Raw genomic sequence first — 14,882 nt, forward strand, 5'->3', positions numbered from 1 at the left:
GATTTACTTTTTTAATGACTTTACTAATTTGAATACTTCTTTTGAACTATCAGCTTTTGGATGGGCAATAAATTTAATTTCTAATATTTTTCCTTCAGTTTTTGCATAATTTTGTGCTGCCTGTAAATATTTTTGGCAAGATGTACAAGTATATAATGCTGATTCTATTTCAATCACAAATTTATTACCTTTATGGAAATGATTTTGAAAAAAATTATATAAAAATTTTACTTCGGTATCGTTTGATCTAAATCTTCCATCGAAATCAAAGGCATTTTTAGAAAAAGCATTGTAGCCTTCTGCATTTGAAGTTTGAATAAACATTTCACTGATCTCATCAGGGACATCTTTAATTAATTCTACAAATGATTCAGGGGTTCCTGAAATATAAAACTCTACAATTGTTGGTTCAATTAATTCGGAATTGTTATAACAGTTAATTTTAATTCTCGCTCTATTACTTTTAAGATAACTATTAAGTTTCTCTTTATCACTTCTAAAATAATCTTTAAAAAGATTATGAAAATCTGAAAGTTCTTGAATAGACATTCCTTTAAATGAAATGTTTTCTTGATACATTCTCATTGAAGTACTCCAATTCAATCTTTGTGTCTCAATTCGAACTCCAATATCATTTTTGGTTGGACCTGTTTTCAAAAATTCTATAACATCGTCAGAAGTTAATAGATCGGGCATGCTTCTAAGAGAAGGGGATTCATGCAATAAAATAATGCCGTTTGGAGTATGTATCAAATTATCAAACGCAATAGGATCTAATTTTCCATATTTTCGTATAAATTTTAATCTGATATTAAGGCTTGATGGTTCAATAATTTTTCGTAAAGAGTCTTCATTATAATATCGAAATAGGTCATTTATGTAAGTCTGATCAGTTAATATTTCAATATATTTTCTATCTACAATTACATTGTTGGAATAAAAAAGCCTCCAATTATCAAAAGCTTTACTGTTATTTGCGTTTAATAGTTGTCTTATTTTAGAATCTTTTAATGTCCCATAATCTAGGTAAAAAGCATATTTTTCTGCCTCGCTTTCTATTTGATTAAATTTCTGTAAAAAGTTTTCATATTCAGATCCTTGTTCTGTTAATGTATTTATTATATTGTTTATAACTAATTCTCTATCACCAGCTACGTTTTTAACAATAAGAAGAGCCTGATCTAATTCATTAATTTGGGCAGATGTCATTTCAGGTCTGTAAATAGAAATGCCATTATCATTAAATTGTTTTACAACACCATTTAGTTCAAAAGCTGAGTCAATAACTTTTGATTGTATAAAGGGTCTTGCTATCATAGAACCAATCGTTGCCCAAATAAGATAGGTATTAGCTTTCTCCGCAATTTCTTTTGTCAAAGAATCGTTAGTTGTATGGATTACATAATTGTTTAAAGCTATTGCATTAATGGCTGAAAATTCAAATGCATTTACTACTCCGCTTACTGCTTTCCAGCTTAAAACCACATCTGATGCTACAACAGATTCTGCTGTCCACAAAGATCTCATTTTAGAAAGATATCCTAAATAACGTAAATCAGCTAAAGCACCCACACCTATTAGATTTAAAGAAATTTCGGCCGCAAGCATTACACCAAAATCGATTTTTTTTAAGCTGCTGTAATCTTCCAGATAAAATAATAGGAATGCTGGTATTGTGTGAATTTTTTGATCTCCTAAGCTTTCACCGTCCTTATAATCTGCTAACGTTTCAACTAAATCTAAATCAGGTTTGACCCCCATAACTGTTATGGGTTGTAGAAATTCGTAAGTTCCATAAAGTATTGGATCTGAATAATGATCTTGATATCCTTTTCTTGATTCAATTTTAGATTCATATACTTCAATTGATTTGCCAACCATTTTATAGCTATAATTGGTTACAGTTTCAATTTTTGCCCCATTGCGATAACCTGTAACACTTTCATAAATAATAAAAGGTGGAGTAGTAGTATCATTATAGTATTTAGGAACTTTTATACTGTTAGTTGGGTCTGGATTATTTTTTAATTTCATATATTCAGATTCTTCATATACGCCACAAGCATTGCGTTGTTTAGTGTAAGAAGGATCGGGATATATAGGGTTATATGTTGAACTAAACCATATTTTGTATAATAGTATGATAAATTTCATTCTATTATTATATGAATTCCATAATCCAAATGTATATCTGGAATATCTATCATCGTCAATATCTCTATAGAGTATTTCAAAGAGTGTGGTTTTAGACTCTACAGATCTTGGACCTTTACCTCCTTGTAATGTAATGTAGTTATGAAAATTAACCAAATCCTTTAATAAGTCGTTTCTATCAGCTGAAGAAACGGATTGAAAAGTAAATGATTCAATAATTTTTAACACTAATGACTCACCATTATTACGTTCTGTTAATTTGACATTTTGTTTACTTAAATTATAGAGCAAATCAAATTTATCAATAGCAGGAACAGTAGCTAAAGCTTCGGCAGATAATACTGTTGCTAACCAATAAAGCTTATCTTTTGTAGAAGCATTTTTAACTAAAATTTGGTTTGCATAAAAACTTTTGTAATAAGAACGTAAGTTCCCTAAATAATCTTCTAATACTTCTACAGTAGGATTGACAAATATTGGACTATCGGTCCACTCAAGAGATTGATGACTTAGATATGTTTGAAATTCAGGTTCGGTTAAAAATTGTGAAAATAAATCTTTTATTATAGAATTAATAAGAATTGCAATTTTGGCAATTAAAAGTGCTTTTTCTTGTTTATTATTTGTATTCACTGGTGTTACAAACCTTCTGATTTTGTCAGAATAAAATTGCATCGCAGTACTCAATAATTGAACATTTACTCCTTCTAGAGGATCTGGTGCAATCCCGTTTGGAATTTTAATCTGCCAAGTTCCGTAATCTACAATTGGAACATTTGGTTGATAAGCCCATTTATAAGTTTCGATTTTACAGAAATCAGTATATGGACTTGAAACTTTTAATTTTTTTACAATTATTTGGTCGTCAGTTGACGCTGCTTTAAAAGGATATTTATGATCTTTTAATTTGCTAAGCTTATTTTTATCTATAAGATATTCCAGAAAAAAATCTTCTTCATAAAATCCACCAATTACATCTTTATCTATTTGACCGAAAAGATCATCATCTCTAAAGTCTTCTTTTACTGTTTCTTTAAATTTTTTTGTTACTCCATTAATGACAGTTTCAAATGAATTTAAAAAGCCATAAATGGTGAATTTTGGGTTAATTAATCCGGTTAATTTGACAACTTCTCCCGATTTTAATATTGCTGCTTCTTCCATCATAAAGATAAATCAAGGTCTAACATTAATTCTTTTCTTAAATCTTCTTTTACATATTTACTATACTCCTTACTAAAATGATATCTCCTATCAATGGAATAAACAAAAACAGAATTAACAGGTTCTTCCAGCTTATTATTCCCATCAGCATCTTCAGACACAATAGCAACTTTATATTTCTGATATTCGATATTTTCTGGAGAAATGAACTCATTCTCATCTTCAAAAAGATCCATTAAAAACAAGCGAGGATTCTTTTTGCCTTCGGTAATTAGAGCTTTTATTGATGCATTTTCATCTTTAGTTAGTCCCAGAATAATTTTGTTAGGAGTAGAGTCATCCAAAGTTTTTAGTTCTAGTCCCGTAATAGTTTCAGTGCTATCTGTAAATAGTTTTAAACTGTAATAGTAAGGATCTGGCAGTTGGTATGTTTTGCTTTTGCCAACAGCACCACCAGCTGAAGAAGATGTATAAGTTGTTGAAGTTGTGCTTCCGGTTGCAGAAACAGCATTGTTCATGACATCTACAGCTTCTGTAATATACGTTACACGTTCAAGAGGAGGTATCTCTTCAATTCCAGTTTCAATAACATCATTTACTGTAAGAGTTTGTACAATCGAAATTCCCTGTTGTTTTTTATCGTAAAACTCATTGATAAGATTGAGCTTTTCAGAAGTCATTCTAGAATAACTGTTATCACCTTCTAAATTCAATAATGGGCTGGCATTTATCAAATTAAAAACATTATCAAAAAAGTTTGCCTTTCGATATGTAATTATAGGAGCCCCTTCTTCATCTGGTACTACTTGCGGATCAGTATACATATTTACTTTTCCTTGATAAATTAAAATGCTAAGCGAAGCAATATTTTTGCCTGCCACAGCAGGAGTTGTCATTTGAAAGGTTGAGGTAAAATCTGCGTAATTGCCTTCTTCATCAGGAGGTAATTTTAATCCGTCAGCATTAATAAAAGTGTCTTTTTGAGTATTGGCTATATTGGCAATTTGCCCATAAAAAGCGGTGTTGTTATTGTTATCTGTTGGAAATTGCAGATATAAATTATTTGTGGTAATTGTATTGGCTTGTTGTTGGGTGTTAACCAAAACTGGCCAGCCTAATTTGCCATACGTTACGGCTGCCATAGGAACTTCTTTAGTTACAGGATTTTCTAATAATCCTGTTTTTAGGTTTTCTAGACCTTCACCAATTTTATAGTTTCCGTAAAAATCATAGCTGCGCGTACGATCACTTTGAATGTAGATGTACCAATTGTTTTTGGTTGCAAACTTGTTAATAACATCGTTGTAAATGGCATTTCCTGTTTTCTTTGTTTTGGTTCCAGAATTATCTACTGTTACAGTGCCATCGGCTGTATGTAAACCATAAAAAGCAGCAATATCAATAAATTGAGTACTTTGCTCGCGCTGAAGTTTTTTCTCAAAATCGGTAGAACCGTTTGTGACAATTTCTGCAAAAGGTTTACGCGCGTATTCCAAATCGAAATCAAACTCAGAATTGTCGAAATCATGTTTGTAATCGCCATAATTTAAGACGACATCAATTCCGCATTCGCCTTCAGCAAAATTACCTAACGTTTTACCACTATCAATTAGTGGAAGTTCGAATGGATGCTGTTCTTCTTGAGTATTATTTTTCGTTTCAAATTTCGATTCTTTAAAAAAGAAATCAGATAATGGAGTTGATAATAGTAGAGTAAGATCATTTTGATCGAGATCGGTTAGAGGTTCCTCATAACCAATAAACTCAGCTTTAAAAGAAGGTTTTTCAATTGAAGCATTTCCATCATAGAATGCTTTAAAATTGATATTGATATTATAAATTAAATCTGAAACTGCTCCATCATTACTAATAACTAATGGCTGATTACCAGAAGTGAAAAAATCACTTTTTCTCAAACCTCTATAGACAAAATATTTAATGTTTAATCCTGGGAATGGTTGTTTGTAAGGGCGGAGAATAAGATTTACTTTTTCATTATTGCCACTTTGAGGCTGAACTAAAACAACTCCTTTACAGATTGAAAAGGCTTTTTTGGGAGCTCCTAAAGTAAATCGAGAAGTCAGGTTGAAAACAGTTTCAGACTTTGGCCCAAAGCCTTGAGCCTCCTGTTGCTGCGGAAATCCTCCTGACTCTATAAAAAAATGAGATTGTGCGGACATATTTTGCGTATAGTTTTAAAAGTTTTTATTTAAACCATTCAGGTTTGTAAATTTTGGAGATGAATCTTCCAATCAAAAAAAGCAGTACAAGAAGCAGTAATCTCCCTAGCCAAATCTGGGCTTTCTGCCAAAAAGTGAGATGATTGGTAAACTTGGTAATGGTGATCGTTTTCTCTTGGACATCTTTTACTTGCTTCGATTTCCAATGTGCATAGAGTTCCTGTTCTTTAAGGTTGCAGTCGACTTGGAGTTTATTGTTATCAAGGCGAACCTTTGGGCTTTTTAATGTACGCCCTGGTTCGGCTTGAATAACATTTTTAAGAACTACTTTTCCGTTAAGACATTCCAGTAATGCGTTGTAAGAACTGCTGTCTTTTGCAATTTTAAAAACAGTATCATGAAAGGTTTCAGTAATCGTTATCGTCTGAATTTTATTTTCATTTTGAACAGGCTTCGGGCTTCGGCATGAAATCATGAGAAGAATGATGAAAAGAGAAAAAACAAGACATTGTGGTTTTTTATTCATAATTAAGATTGGTTTAAAAATTTTGTTTTTAGATTCGTAAAAAGCCTTTAATACTTTTTATATCGCGTTTTCTTCTGGCTACTTTATAGCCTTCTCTTCCGCCAGAATCGTTGGTGTTTCCTTCAATGGTATAAATTGTATTTCCAGCAATCTTTTCGACAAATCCGGCGTGGCCAGTACCATTATTAAAATCCATGATAAATACGTCTCCGGGCTGAGGTGTCTTTTTTATCAAAAGAGGTCTCGAATTGTATTGATCCAAGACGCCTCCCGTTTTCTTTAAAGGATTTTTTTCGTTAATCTGAAGAGAAGCTTTCTGTGCGCACCAGTAGATAAAAGCCATGCACCAGGCATATCCTTTACCAAGTCCGACGCTTCTTAAATAAATTTCGACCTCGGGGCCTGCGTTACTGTTTCTTGGCATTTCTTCGACACCAATTTGAGCGGTGGCGATTTCTAAAGTTTTTTGGGCAAGTGTCATGATGTTTTTCCGTTAAGCTGTTTAAATTTTTGTAATTCGTCAACCAGTTGCTGGTTTATGAGCATTAGTTCTTTGTGCTGTATTTCCATTTTTTTAATGGTTTCTGTTGCGGCTGTAAGTCTCGCAGTAATGTCGTCGAGAAGATCACGGTAATATTTTACGGCACTTACGGCGTTGTCGAGTTCGGCGGCACGATCTTGTGCCAGTGATTTTCGCATAGAGAAAAACCAGGTAATAAAAGCGGCAAAAAAAGCCGTTAGCGAGGGGTATAGAAACTGTTCCATTTGATGTTGAATGTTGGGTTTAAAAATGATTTGTTCAAAAACAACTTTAGCGTTGTTTTAGAGAGGAAGCTTAACTAGAAATTTTTCTAGTTTTTGAGCGCGGTTGTTTCCTTTTGAGATTGCAAAGATTGGGTGAAAAAAGCCCTGAAAAAAACAAATGCAAGGTCTGCGAACATTTGTATTCTAGGGCTTTACAGAGTTGTAAGGAAAGCGAACAGAAGTCGTTTTAGATGAAGTAAATGCTTCATCTTTGCATCACAATAAGGATGCTTTTGAAGATAAATAAAGAATGATTTTTTTCTTTAATATGAATTAAGAAGACCTTTCCTGATTGCTCATAAGTTCTTCGATTTTTTTTAGTTCAGAAGTGATAGGTGTACAGAGAATTTCGTACAAAGTAGTTCTGGAAATTGGATAAACTGGATAGACGTATTTACGCCACACAACAGTAGTTGGAATATCTTCCGTTTTGTGTTTTTGATACAGTTCTTTAATGAGTTTGTAACGCATTAATTTATTTTTTTGAATTCCGAGACTTCTGTTTGAGGATATAGGCATGAGAGATAGTATTTTGAATGATAGAAAAAAGAAAAAGTTATAAGAAGAACGAAGTTTAAAAGAGTTAATAGTTTGAATTATAAAGACATCATATTTAAGACAGCCAAACCATTTGATCCTATTCAGTAAATGGTTTTTACTTCCCGATGCCATTTTATATTGAACCTCGTTCTGAGGTTGTATTTGTTAAAGATTTATTTAACAATTTAGGTCAGCAAACTTCGCATGACAATCCTGTTTCCAAAACCTTTTTAGGTTTGGATTCCAATAGAAAGAATGCGTTTTGGCTGTTTATTATAAGGGCAGAAATCGCCCGTTTGTCGGTTCCTGGTTCTCTTCAGAAAGAAGAAGAAACAGGAACCATTTTTATTTACCTGCTTTTTTCGGCTGCAGGTTTGAAGATCGTTTTAGCCTTTATAAGTGGCTGTTGTGTGTTTTTTGAATCTCGGATTTTTGATTAGAATACTTTCGTACTTATTAAAAGCCAGACGTTCTTTTTTTGATAAGTCATTATTGCAATTCCAGTTTCCGAGTCCGTCTTTAAAGATCGTATGTTCGTTTACTTTGTAGCTTTCGTGATCTGTAATTGGCTTTATTTTTACGCTCATTCATGTATTGTTTAAAAGTTGTTTTTAATTTGAAATAAAACCATTCTCTAAATAAAAGTATAGGTTTTAAGTTGGTTAGAATTAACAGGATAGTTAATAGCAGTGATAGATAAATGTCGTGATTAAGCTGCATGGTTTTGGTTGTTTTGCTGGTTAAAGAAATCAAAAGCATAGCCTTGTAAAAAATCTACAGAAGACATCGATAGCGGAATATTCGTTCTTACGCCATTTTCGTCAATTCGGCTTGCCTCAATAAACCAGCTTGAACGAACAGGCTTAAAAGACGAAGCGATAATTTCAACACCATCTGTAAATTCTTCATTATTAAATTCTTTTGTTAGTTTCTGAAGTTCCAGAACTCGTGAACCTTTTAGATTTCCTTTAGCATCCTTTTTTAAGAGGTTAAAAACAATTTTTACTAATGATGCTGTTTCTTTGCTAGTAGAAAGCGATGAAATGTAATTCTGTACTTTTTCAATTCCAATAGTTACAGTATCATCCCAGCCTTCGTTAATGCGATACCCAATCGTAATTTCTTCTTTATCATTTGAGAAGGTATGAGACATTTGTTTTTCTTTAAAACCATAAACCTGATTCTTTAAATCCAAAATAGTTTCAAACAGCCTGAAAGTTTCAGTTTTAGCATTTTGCATCATTTCAGAAGTTTCCTGTAATCTGGAAAGTGCTTTTGGAATCGTTTCGGCAACCAGTTTTTTATAAGCATCTCTCTCTTCATTTTTTTTATTTTCGATTCTATTTAAGGCTTCTTTTAGTTCTTGTGCTGAAAATTGAGTTAAGTCCATAGTCTGGCTGATAGTGTTTGTAGAAGGAGTGTTCATAATAAATTGACTTTTAGTTTTGTAATAAAATTTCTTCTTGAAAAGGATCGCTGTAATAAGGTTTAAAATTATAGAGAGCACAAAGTCTCCAAACCTCTTTTAGTTTATTTTCAATGGTTCGTGAAACTGGGCGGGGAGAAGCTGCTTCATTATCTAGAATATGCATCCATTGAAAACGTTCTTGATTAATACATATTCTTTCACCTGCCGTGAAAGTTTTGTTTCGCTCTGAACAATATTGAAGTGCCAGATACAATTGTGCAATTCTTGCTTCGATTTGATTTCTACTCATGATTTTTTTCTAATAAGGTTCGTAATTTTTTAATGTCAGATTCTATTAAAGCTCTCTCGGAGCTGTTCGGATTTTCAATCAGCCAATGCTCCAGCTCTTGAATTTTTTCCTTGATTTGATTTGTTTCCATTTTTATTGATTTGAGTAAAAAATTAATATTTATTTTTTAATTAGTGATTAATAATACATTTAATTCGTAGTTTTATTCCTATTGCCCGTAGTGGTTTGTGTGCTGTTTTTGAACTATTTAACTGTATTGTAATTTATTATTAATCAGTTATTTATTTAGTATTTAAGGTTTGTTTGTGTATTATTTGAAATGTAAATTTGTTAACGTTTCTGTTGTTTTTAAAATTTATTTTTCTTTACTTTGCAAATATAATGTAAAATAATACATTAAACCAAATTTTTAACGTAAAAAAATACATCTTTTTATGGGTTCAACGGAAAGAATGAGAGAATATCTTGATTATAAAGGGATTAGTAAGTATAAATTTTGTAATGATTTAGGGTTTTCCAATAAGTTTTTGGATAATAGCAGTAATATGGGAACTGACAAAGCGTGTAAAATATTACACTACTATCCAGAGATTAATTCTGAGTGGCTTTTAACAGGGAATGGGCCAATGATTAAGGAAGAAAATACAAGTGTAATGATTATGAATAATGATAGAAAAACAGTTGATCCCACGCATGTTAGTCAGGAGATACCATTATATGATTTGGAAGCAGTAGCGGGTTTAAGGGAATTGTTTAGCAGTGGTGAACCGCAAAGAATTCTGGATACCATAAAAATTCCGAATCTTCCAAAATGTGACGGAGCAATTTCTGTAACTGGAGATAGTATGTATCCTTTATTGAAGTCTGGTGATATTATTTTGTATAAAGAAACTGAATTTGAAAATATCTTTTTTGGAGAAATGTATCTTTTAAGTGTAAAGCTGAATGATTGGGAAGAATATATTACTGTAAAATATGTTCAAAAATCAGAACAAGGATCTGATTTTGTAAAATTGGTAAGTCAGAATTCCCATCACCAGCCTAAAGATATTCATATTTCTAAAATCTCTGCATTGGCACTTATAAAAGCAAGTATTAGGATTAATACCATGATGTAAGTTTTGATTATAAATGAAAAAAAGCCTTTGAACTAAAATAATGTTCAAAGGCTTTTCTTTTGAAGTTTGCTTTTTCTAAAAATGAAATACTCTTCATATTTTAGAAATTTTGAGCCTTTTTTTTTAGAATATTTAAGTTTAAAAATGGACAACAATCTTATCCAAATTAGATTAAATCTGTATAAAATTCATAAAATCTACATTAAAAGTCAGAATGACAATAACTTGGTAAAATATAGTATTTACTGAATATTCTATTTAATTTTAAGCTTAAAAAAGAGATTTGTTGAAAAAAAATTTTACTAAAACGTTTTTGTAAGTTTTGCTTACATATATTTGCGATGTACTAAAATATTCAAATATAAATCTATTACCCGATGAAAAAGATTACAATTAGAGATATTGCGAAACAGGCAGAAGTTTCGATTTCTACTGTGTCTTTTGTTATCAACGGCAAAGGCGAAAAAATGGCTATCAGCCCCACTGTAATCAAAAAAGTTCAGGATGTGGCGCAAAAACTGCACTACAAACCAAGCATGATCGCCAGCAGTTTGCGAACAGGAAAAACAAGATCAATCGGACTTATTGTTGAAGATATATCGAACCAGTTTTTTGCAGATCTGGCAAGAGTTATTGAAGACGAAGCCAAAAATATTGATTACAGGGTTTTTTACTGCAGTACAGGAGATGATAATAATCGTTCGGAAGAATTGATAGAAAGTCTTTTGCAAGCCAATGTAGAAGGGTTTATTATTACTCCAACCCGAAATTTAGAGAAAACAATCAGTCATCTTTTAAAATTACAGAAACCAGTTGTACTAATTGATAGGTATTTTGCCAATCAAAAAGTAAGTCATGTTGTAATGGATAACTACGAAGGATCTTACTCGGCTGCTAAATTCTTGATGAACAAGGGACGCAAAAATATAGCTGTCGTTAATAATAAATCTGGTATGATCCAGATGAAGCTGAGAGAAAAGGGATATGTTGAAGCGTTAAAAGAAGAAGGTATTTACAACGAGAATTATACGCTGCATCTAGATTACCATGCTAGTGAACAAAGCAGAATTGAAGCAATCATAGACTTTTTTAATAAAAATAAAGAGATAGATGCAGTTCTGTTTTTAGCAAATTACCTCGGACTAGCAGGACTTCAGGCTTTTAGGCTTTTAAAATACAAAATTCCAGAAGACATTTCGGTTATCAGTTTCGATGATCACGACAGTTTCAAACTTCATACACCAACAATAACTGTTATTGCGCAGCCAATAGAGGATATAGCGGTAAAATCAATTCAGCTCTTAATGAATCAGATGACAAACTTTGATGATTTCAAAATAGAAAAGGTTCTCGAGAAAGGAACTTTGATCGTAAGAGAATCGGTTTAAAAAATTTAAAAAAAGGTGAGGACTTTTTTTTAATCATTTTGCTAAAACGATTTAGTAAAAAACTAAAAATCAACTGCAGCCTTAAACAGCTGTTTATTATGATATTGCAAACAGAGTACAATTTTTTATTAATTATTTAAAAACAAACACAAATCAACAAAACGAGTCAAAACCAATAACCAAAACAAAAAGCTTATGAGACGAATATTAGCAGTGTTAGGAGTGATATTGCTTAGCAGTTTAAGTGCTGCCGCGCAAAATCGATTAATAACCGGCATAGTTACAGATGCAGAAAACAAGGGAGTTGTTGCTGCGTCAATTGAAGTTCAAGGAAAGCCATTTAGTGCTGTTACAGATGCCGAAGGGCGTTTTAAAATGAATGTTCCTGAAGGGAAAGTTACTCTTAATGTATCCTCGATGGGATTTCAGTCAAAACAGGTGGTACTTCAGGAAAACGAAAGCAGAGTTTCTGTTGTATTAATTGAAAACACACAGGAATTAAAAGATGTTGTAGTAACTTCATTCGGAGTTAAAAAACAAAAGAAAAGTCTAGGTTATGCCGTAGGAGAATTAAAAGGCGAGGACCTGACAAAAAATAAAGAAATTAACTTAGGAAATGCACTTCAAGGTAAAATTGCCGGAGTAAACGTTTCTGCACCAGTTACAGGACCTTCTGGTTCGAGCCGTGTTGTAATTCGTGGAGCAACTTCTGCGTCTGGACTTAACCAGCCTTTATATGTTGTAGATGGAATTCCGATTGACAATACTCAGCAGGGAAATGCTGGAATGTGGGGTGGTGCCGATAAAGGTGATGGTATGTCTTCTTTCAATCCAGATGATATTGCTTCGATGTCTGTCTTAAAAGGTAGTGCCGCTTCTGCGCTTTATGGGTACAGAGGATCAAATGGTGTTATCTTAATTACAACTAAAAAAGGTAAAAACGGATCAGGAATTGGTGTAGACTTCAGTACAAATTCTACTTTCAATACACCTGCTAGCCTTTTAAAATGGCAAGATCAATATGGTGCCGGAGCTCCAAATGCAAGCGGTGTTCCAACTAGATTTACCAATTTACAAGAACTTAGAGATTCGTACTATTTTGCATGGGGAGATAAATATGACGGAACACCTTCATTATCTCTTGACGGTAAAACTAGACCTTATCAAGCTTACGGAAAAGATAATGTGGAGAATTTCTACAGAACAGGATATTCTTTCAGTAATACTTTAGCAATTTCTGGAGGAAATGAATCAACAAACTTTAGATTATCTTTTGGAAATACTAAAGACGAATCTATTTTGCCAGAAACTACTTTTGGAAGAAACAACGTGGCTTTGAGTTTAAATTCGGCTCCAAATAAAAAAATAAGCATAGAGAGTAATGCTCAGTATATTTCGGAGAAAAGTCATAATCGTCCATACTTAAATGATTCACCAAGAAACCCATCTTTCCCAACGACTTTCATGACTCCAGGAACAGATATCAGATGGATAAGCAATCCTTATGATGCAAACGGTGGTGAAGAAGACTTTTTAGGAGCCAATGTATATCATACAAACCCATATTTTGCTACGAAATCTCCTTTAAATGACGATCTTAGAAAGCGTTTTATTGGTTCTGCAAAAGTAAATTATAACATTACAGATAAAATTTATGCTAAAGCTGTTATTGGTATTGATGATATCAATTATGAATATACTGAAATTGAGCCTACTGGAATAAATTACAACCCAGGAGGATCTATTGAAAACAGAATTGAAACGCGTTCTGAAGTAAATGCTTCTGGTTTTTTAGGCTACAAAGGAGATATTGCTAAAGACCTTTCATTGGATGCCTTTATTGGTGCAAACCGTCAGCATAATAGATACAGCGGTATTAAAATGAAAGGAAATAACTTTATTGTTCCGTTCAAATATTTCTACGGAAATACACAGCCAGATAAAACTGAAAAATTATTTTCTGAAAGTGAAGTAAACTCTCTTTTCTATTCAGCAGATATTGGATACAAAGATTTCTTATTCTTAAGTTTAACAGGCCGTGAGGATTGGTTCTCCACTTTAGATCCTGCAAATAACAGCACTTTTTATCCTTCTGTAAGTTCAAGTTTTATTTATTCTGAAGTTATAGGTCTTCCTGAGTGGATTTCGTATGGTAAAATTAGAGCAGGCTGGGGTAACGTTGGAGGAGCATTACCAGATGCTTACGCTTTGGCATTGACTTATACTACGCCAGACGGACAAACAGATTCATTAGGTCAGCCAATTTTGGGTGTAAATGGAGAAACAATTCCGAATAGAACTTTAAAACCGTATAACGTAAGTACAATCGAATTTGGTTTTGAAAACACGTTTTTCAACAACAGAGTAAGTACAGACTTAACATTCTACAGCAAGAAAACAACAAATGATATTACAGATGCCGATGTTTCTCAAGCTTCAGGATATAGAACTACAAAAATTAATGTTGGAGAAATTCTAAACAAAGGGGTGGAGTTTGCTATTAATGTAAAAGCAGTTAAGACTGAAAATTTCTCTTGGAACGTAGGTTATAATTTTGCTTACAACGATAGTGAAGTTTTAAATCTCTCTGATAAAATCACAACCAAAACATTAGAAGGAAACAGAGACGGAAGAGCTAATGTAGTTTTAGAAAAAGGACAGCCTTTTGGAGTTATTAAAGCGTACGATTATTTAAGAGATGCAAATGGTAACATTGTGTTAGATACAAATGGAAAATTCTTAAGAGGAAATTTAATCATTGCGGGACAAGGTGTTGCGCCAACATCTATGGGACTTTCAAATGATTTTTCATATAAAAATTTTACTCTTTCTGTTTTTGTTGATGCTAAATTTGGAGGAGAAATCTATTCTGCTACCAATCAGTTAGGAACACGTTACGGATTATCTGAAATTACACTTCCTGGTCGTGAAACTGGAGTTGCAGTAAGCGGAACAGATGTTAACGGAAACCCTGTAAACACCACGGTTTCGGCATACGATTACTGGAGAAGCTATAGTGATGTAACATCAAACTTTGTTTACGATGCTGACTTTGTGAAGCTTAGAGCAATTTCATTTGCTTATAATTTCCCAAAAGAATATTTAAAAAGAACGCCATTCCAGTCTGTTAGTTTAGCATTTTCAGCTCATAATTTATGGACCATTTATGACAAAGTTCCAAATATCGATCCAGAGTCAAACTATTCAAACAGTAATGCTCAAGGTATGGAGAGAGCTTCTATGCCTTTGACAAGAAACTATGGTTTTGCCCTTAATGTCAAATTCTAATA

General features: G+C 32.7%; 13 protein-coding genes. 3 read left to right on the forward strand and 10 right to left on the reverse strand.

Annotated features, from left to right (window positions below; translation table 11 throughout):
- Positions 1-3: 3 nt before the first annotated feature.
- The 10 genes from QE431_RS04525 to QE431_RS04570 form a co-directional block, all read right to left on the reverse strand.
- On the reverse strand, positions 4-3,321 hold the full coding sequence (locus tag QE431_RS04525) for a hypothetical protein (RefSeq protein WP_307293055.1): 3,318 nt from the start codon (positions 3,319-3,321) through the stop codon (positions 4-6).
- Entirely contained in the window at positions 3,318-5,498 is a 2,181-nt protein-coding gene (locus QE431_RS04530) for a hypothetical protein (RefSeq protein WP_307293056.1), read from the reverse strand. The genes QE431_RS04525 and QE431_RS04530 overlap by 4 nt, the downstream gene beginning before the upstream one ends.
- Positions 5,499-5,523: 25 nt before the next feature.
- Positions 5,524-6,024, reverse strand: a complete 501-nt coding sequence (locus QE431_RS04535; protein WP_307293059.1) for a hypothetical protein — start codon at positions 6,022-6,024, stop codon at positions 5,524-5,526.
- 28 nt (positions 6,025-6,052) lie between these two features.
- The gene (locus QE431_RS04540) at positions 6,053-6,505 is read right to left on the reverse strand and encodes a CHAP domain-containing protein (protein ID WP_307293061.1); all 453 of its coding nucleotides are present in this window, start codon (positions 6,503-6,505) and stop codon (positions 6,053-6,055) included.
- Positions 6,502-6,789, reverse strand: coding sequence for a methyl-accepting chemotaxis protein (locus QE431_RS04545; RefSeq protein WP_057119681.1), 288 nt, complete (start codon positions 6,787-6,789; stop codon positions 6,502-6,504). Before QE431_RS04545 ends, QE431_RS04540 begins: the two co-directional genes overlap by 4 nt.
- Positions 6,790-7,101: 312 nt before the next feature.
- Positions 7,102-7,347, reverse strand: coding sequence for a hypothetical protein (locus QE431_RS04550; RefSeq protein ID WP_057119678.1), 246 nt, complete (start codon positions 7,345-7,347; stop codon positions 7,102-7,104).
- Between the two features lie 407 nt (positions 7,348-7,754).
- Complete coding sequence (locus QE431_RS04555) at positions 7,755-7,955, reverse strand: hypothetical protein (protein ID WP_307293070.1); 201 nt, start codon at positions 7,953-7,955, stop codon at positions 7,755-7,757.
- A gap of 122 nt (positions 7,956-8,077) precedes the next feature.
- Positions 8,078-8,794 (reverse strand): DUF3164 family protein, encoded by a 717-nt coding sequence (locus QE431_RS04560; RefSeq protein WP_057119675.1) that lies wholly within the window; start codon positions 8,792-8,794, stop codon positions 8,078-8,080.
- A gap of 13 nt (positions 8,795-8,807) precedes the next feature.
- A complete protein-coding gene (locus QE431_RS04565) occupies positions 8,808-9,086 on the reverse strand; it encodes a hypothetical protein (RefSeq protein ID WP_057119673.1) in 279 nt (92 codons plus the stop codon).
- Entirely contained in the window at positions 9,079-9,216 is a 138-nt protein-coding gene (locus QE431_RS04570; protein WP_281867628.1) for a hypothetical protein, read from the reverse strand. The genes QE431_RS04565 and QE431_RS04570 overlap by 8 nt, the downstream gene beginning before the upstream one ends.
- Positions 9,217-9,520: 304 nt before the next feature.
- On the opposite strand from QE431_RS04570, the gene QE431_RS04575 reads away from it, so the two are divergent.
- From QE431_RS04575 to QE431_RS04585, 3 genes are all read left to right on the forward strand, one after another.
- Entirely contained in the window at positions 9,521-10,204 is a 684-nt protein-coding gene (locus tag QE431_RS04575; protein WP_241774405.1) for a S24 family peptidase, read from the forward strand.
- A gap of 377 nt (positions 10,205-10,581) precedes the next feature.
- On the forward strand, positions 10,582-11,592 hold the full coding sequence (locus tag QE431_RS04580; RefSeq protein WP_307293075.1) for a LacI family DNA-binding transcriptional regulator: 1,011 nt from the start codon (positions 10,582-10,584) through the stop codon (positions 11,590-11,592).
- Between the two features lie 195 nt (positions 11,593-11,787).
- A complete protein-coding gene (locus tag QE431_RS04585) occupies positions 11,788-14,880 on the forward strand; it encodes a SusC/RagA family TonB-linked outer membrane protein (protein ID WP_307293077.1) in 3,093 nt (1,030 codons plus the stop codon).
- Positions 14,881-14,882 lie beyond the last annotated feature (2 nt).

Source organism: Flavobacterium sp. SORGH_AS_0622 (assembly GCF_030818825.1).
GTDB lineage: Bacteria > Bacteroidota > Bacteroidia > Flavobacteriales > Flavobacteriaceae > Flavobacterium.

Excerpts from the sequence above, each read along its gene's own strand:
- QE431_RS04525 (WP_307293055.1), bottom strand. The coding sequence starts at position 3,321 with ATGATGGAAGAAGCAGCAATATTAAAATCGGGAGAAGTTGTCAAATTA.
- QE431_RS04530 (WP_307293056.1), bottom strand. The coding sequence starts at position 5,498 with ATGTCCGCACAATCTCATTTTTTTATAGAGTCAGGAGGATTTCCGCAG.
- QE431_RS04535 (WP_307293059.1), bottom strand. The coding sequence starts at position 6,024 with ATGAATAAAAAACCACAATGTCTTGTTTTTTCTCTTTTCATCATTCTT.
- QE431_RS04540 (WP_307293061.1), bottom strand. The coding sequence starts at position 6,505 with ATGACACTTGCCCAAAAAACTTTAGAAATCGCCACCGCTCAAATTGGT.
- QE431_RS04545 (WP_057119681.1), bottom strand. The coding sequence starts at position 6,789 with ATGGAACAGTTTCTATACCCCTCGCTAACGGCTTTTTTTGCCGCTTTT.
- QE431_RS04550 (WP_057119678.1), bottom strand. The coding sequence starts at position 7,347 with ATGCCTATATCCTCAAACAGAAGTCTCGGAATTCAAAAAAATAAATTA.
- QE431_RS04555 (WP_307293070.1), bottom strand. The coding sequence starts at position 7,955 with ATGAGCGTAAAAATAAAGCCAATTACAGATCACGAAAGCTACAAAGTA.
- QE431_RS04560 (WP_057119675.1), bottom strand. The coding sequence starts at position 8,794 with ATGAACACTCCTTCTACAAACACTATCAGCCAGACTATGGACTTAACT.
- QE431_RS04565 (WP_057119673.1), bottom strand. The coding sequence starts at position 9,086 with ATGAGTAGAAATCAAATCGAAGCAAGAATTGCACAATTGTATCTGGCA.
- QE431_RS04570 (WP_281867628.1), bottom strand. The coding sequence starts at position 9,216 with ATGGAAACAAATCAAATCAAGGAAAAAATTCAAGAGCTGGAGCATTGG.
- QE431_RS04575 (WP_241774405.1), top strand. The coding sequence starts at position 9,521 with ATGGGTTCAACGGAAAGAATGAGAGAATATCTTGATTATAAAGGGATT.
- QE431_RS04580 (WP_307293075.1), top strand. The coding sequence starts at position 10,582 with ATGAAAAAGATTACAATTAGAGATATTGCGAAACAGGCAGAAGTTTCG.
- QE431_RS04585 (WP_307293077.1), top strand. The coding sequence starts at position 11,788 with ATGAGACGAATATTAGCAGTGTTAGGAGTGATATTGCTTAGCAGTTTA.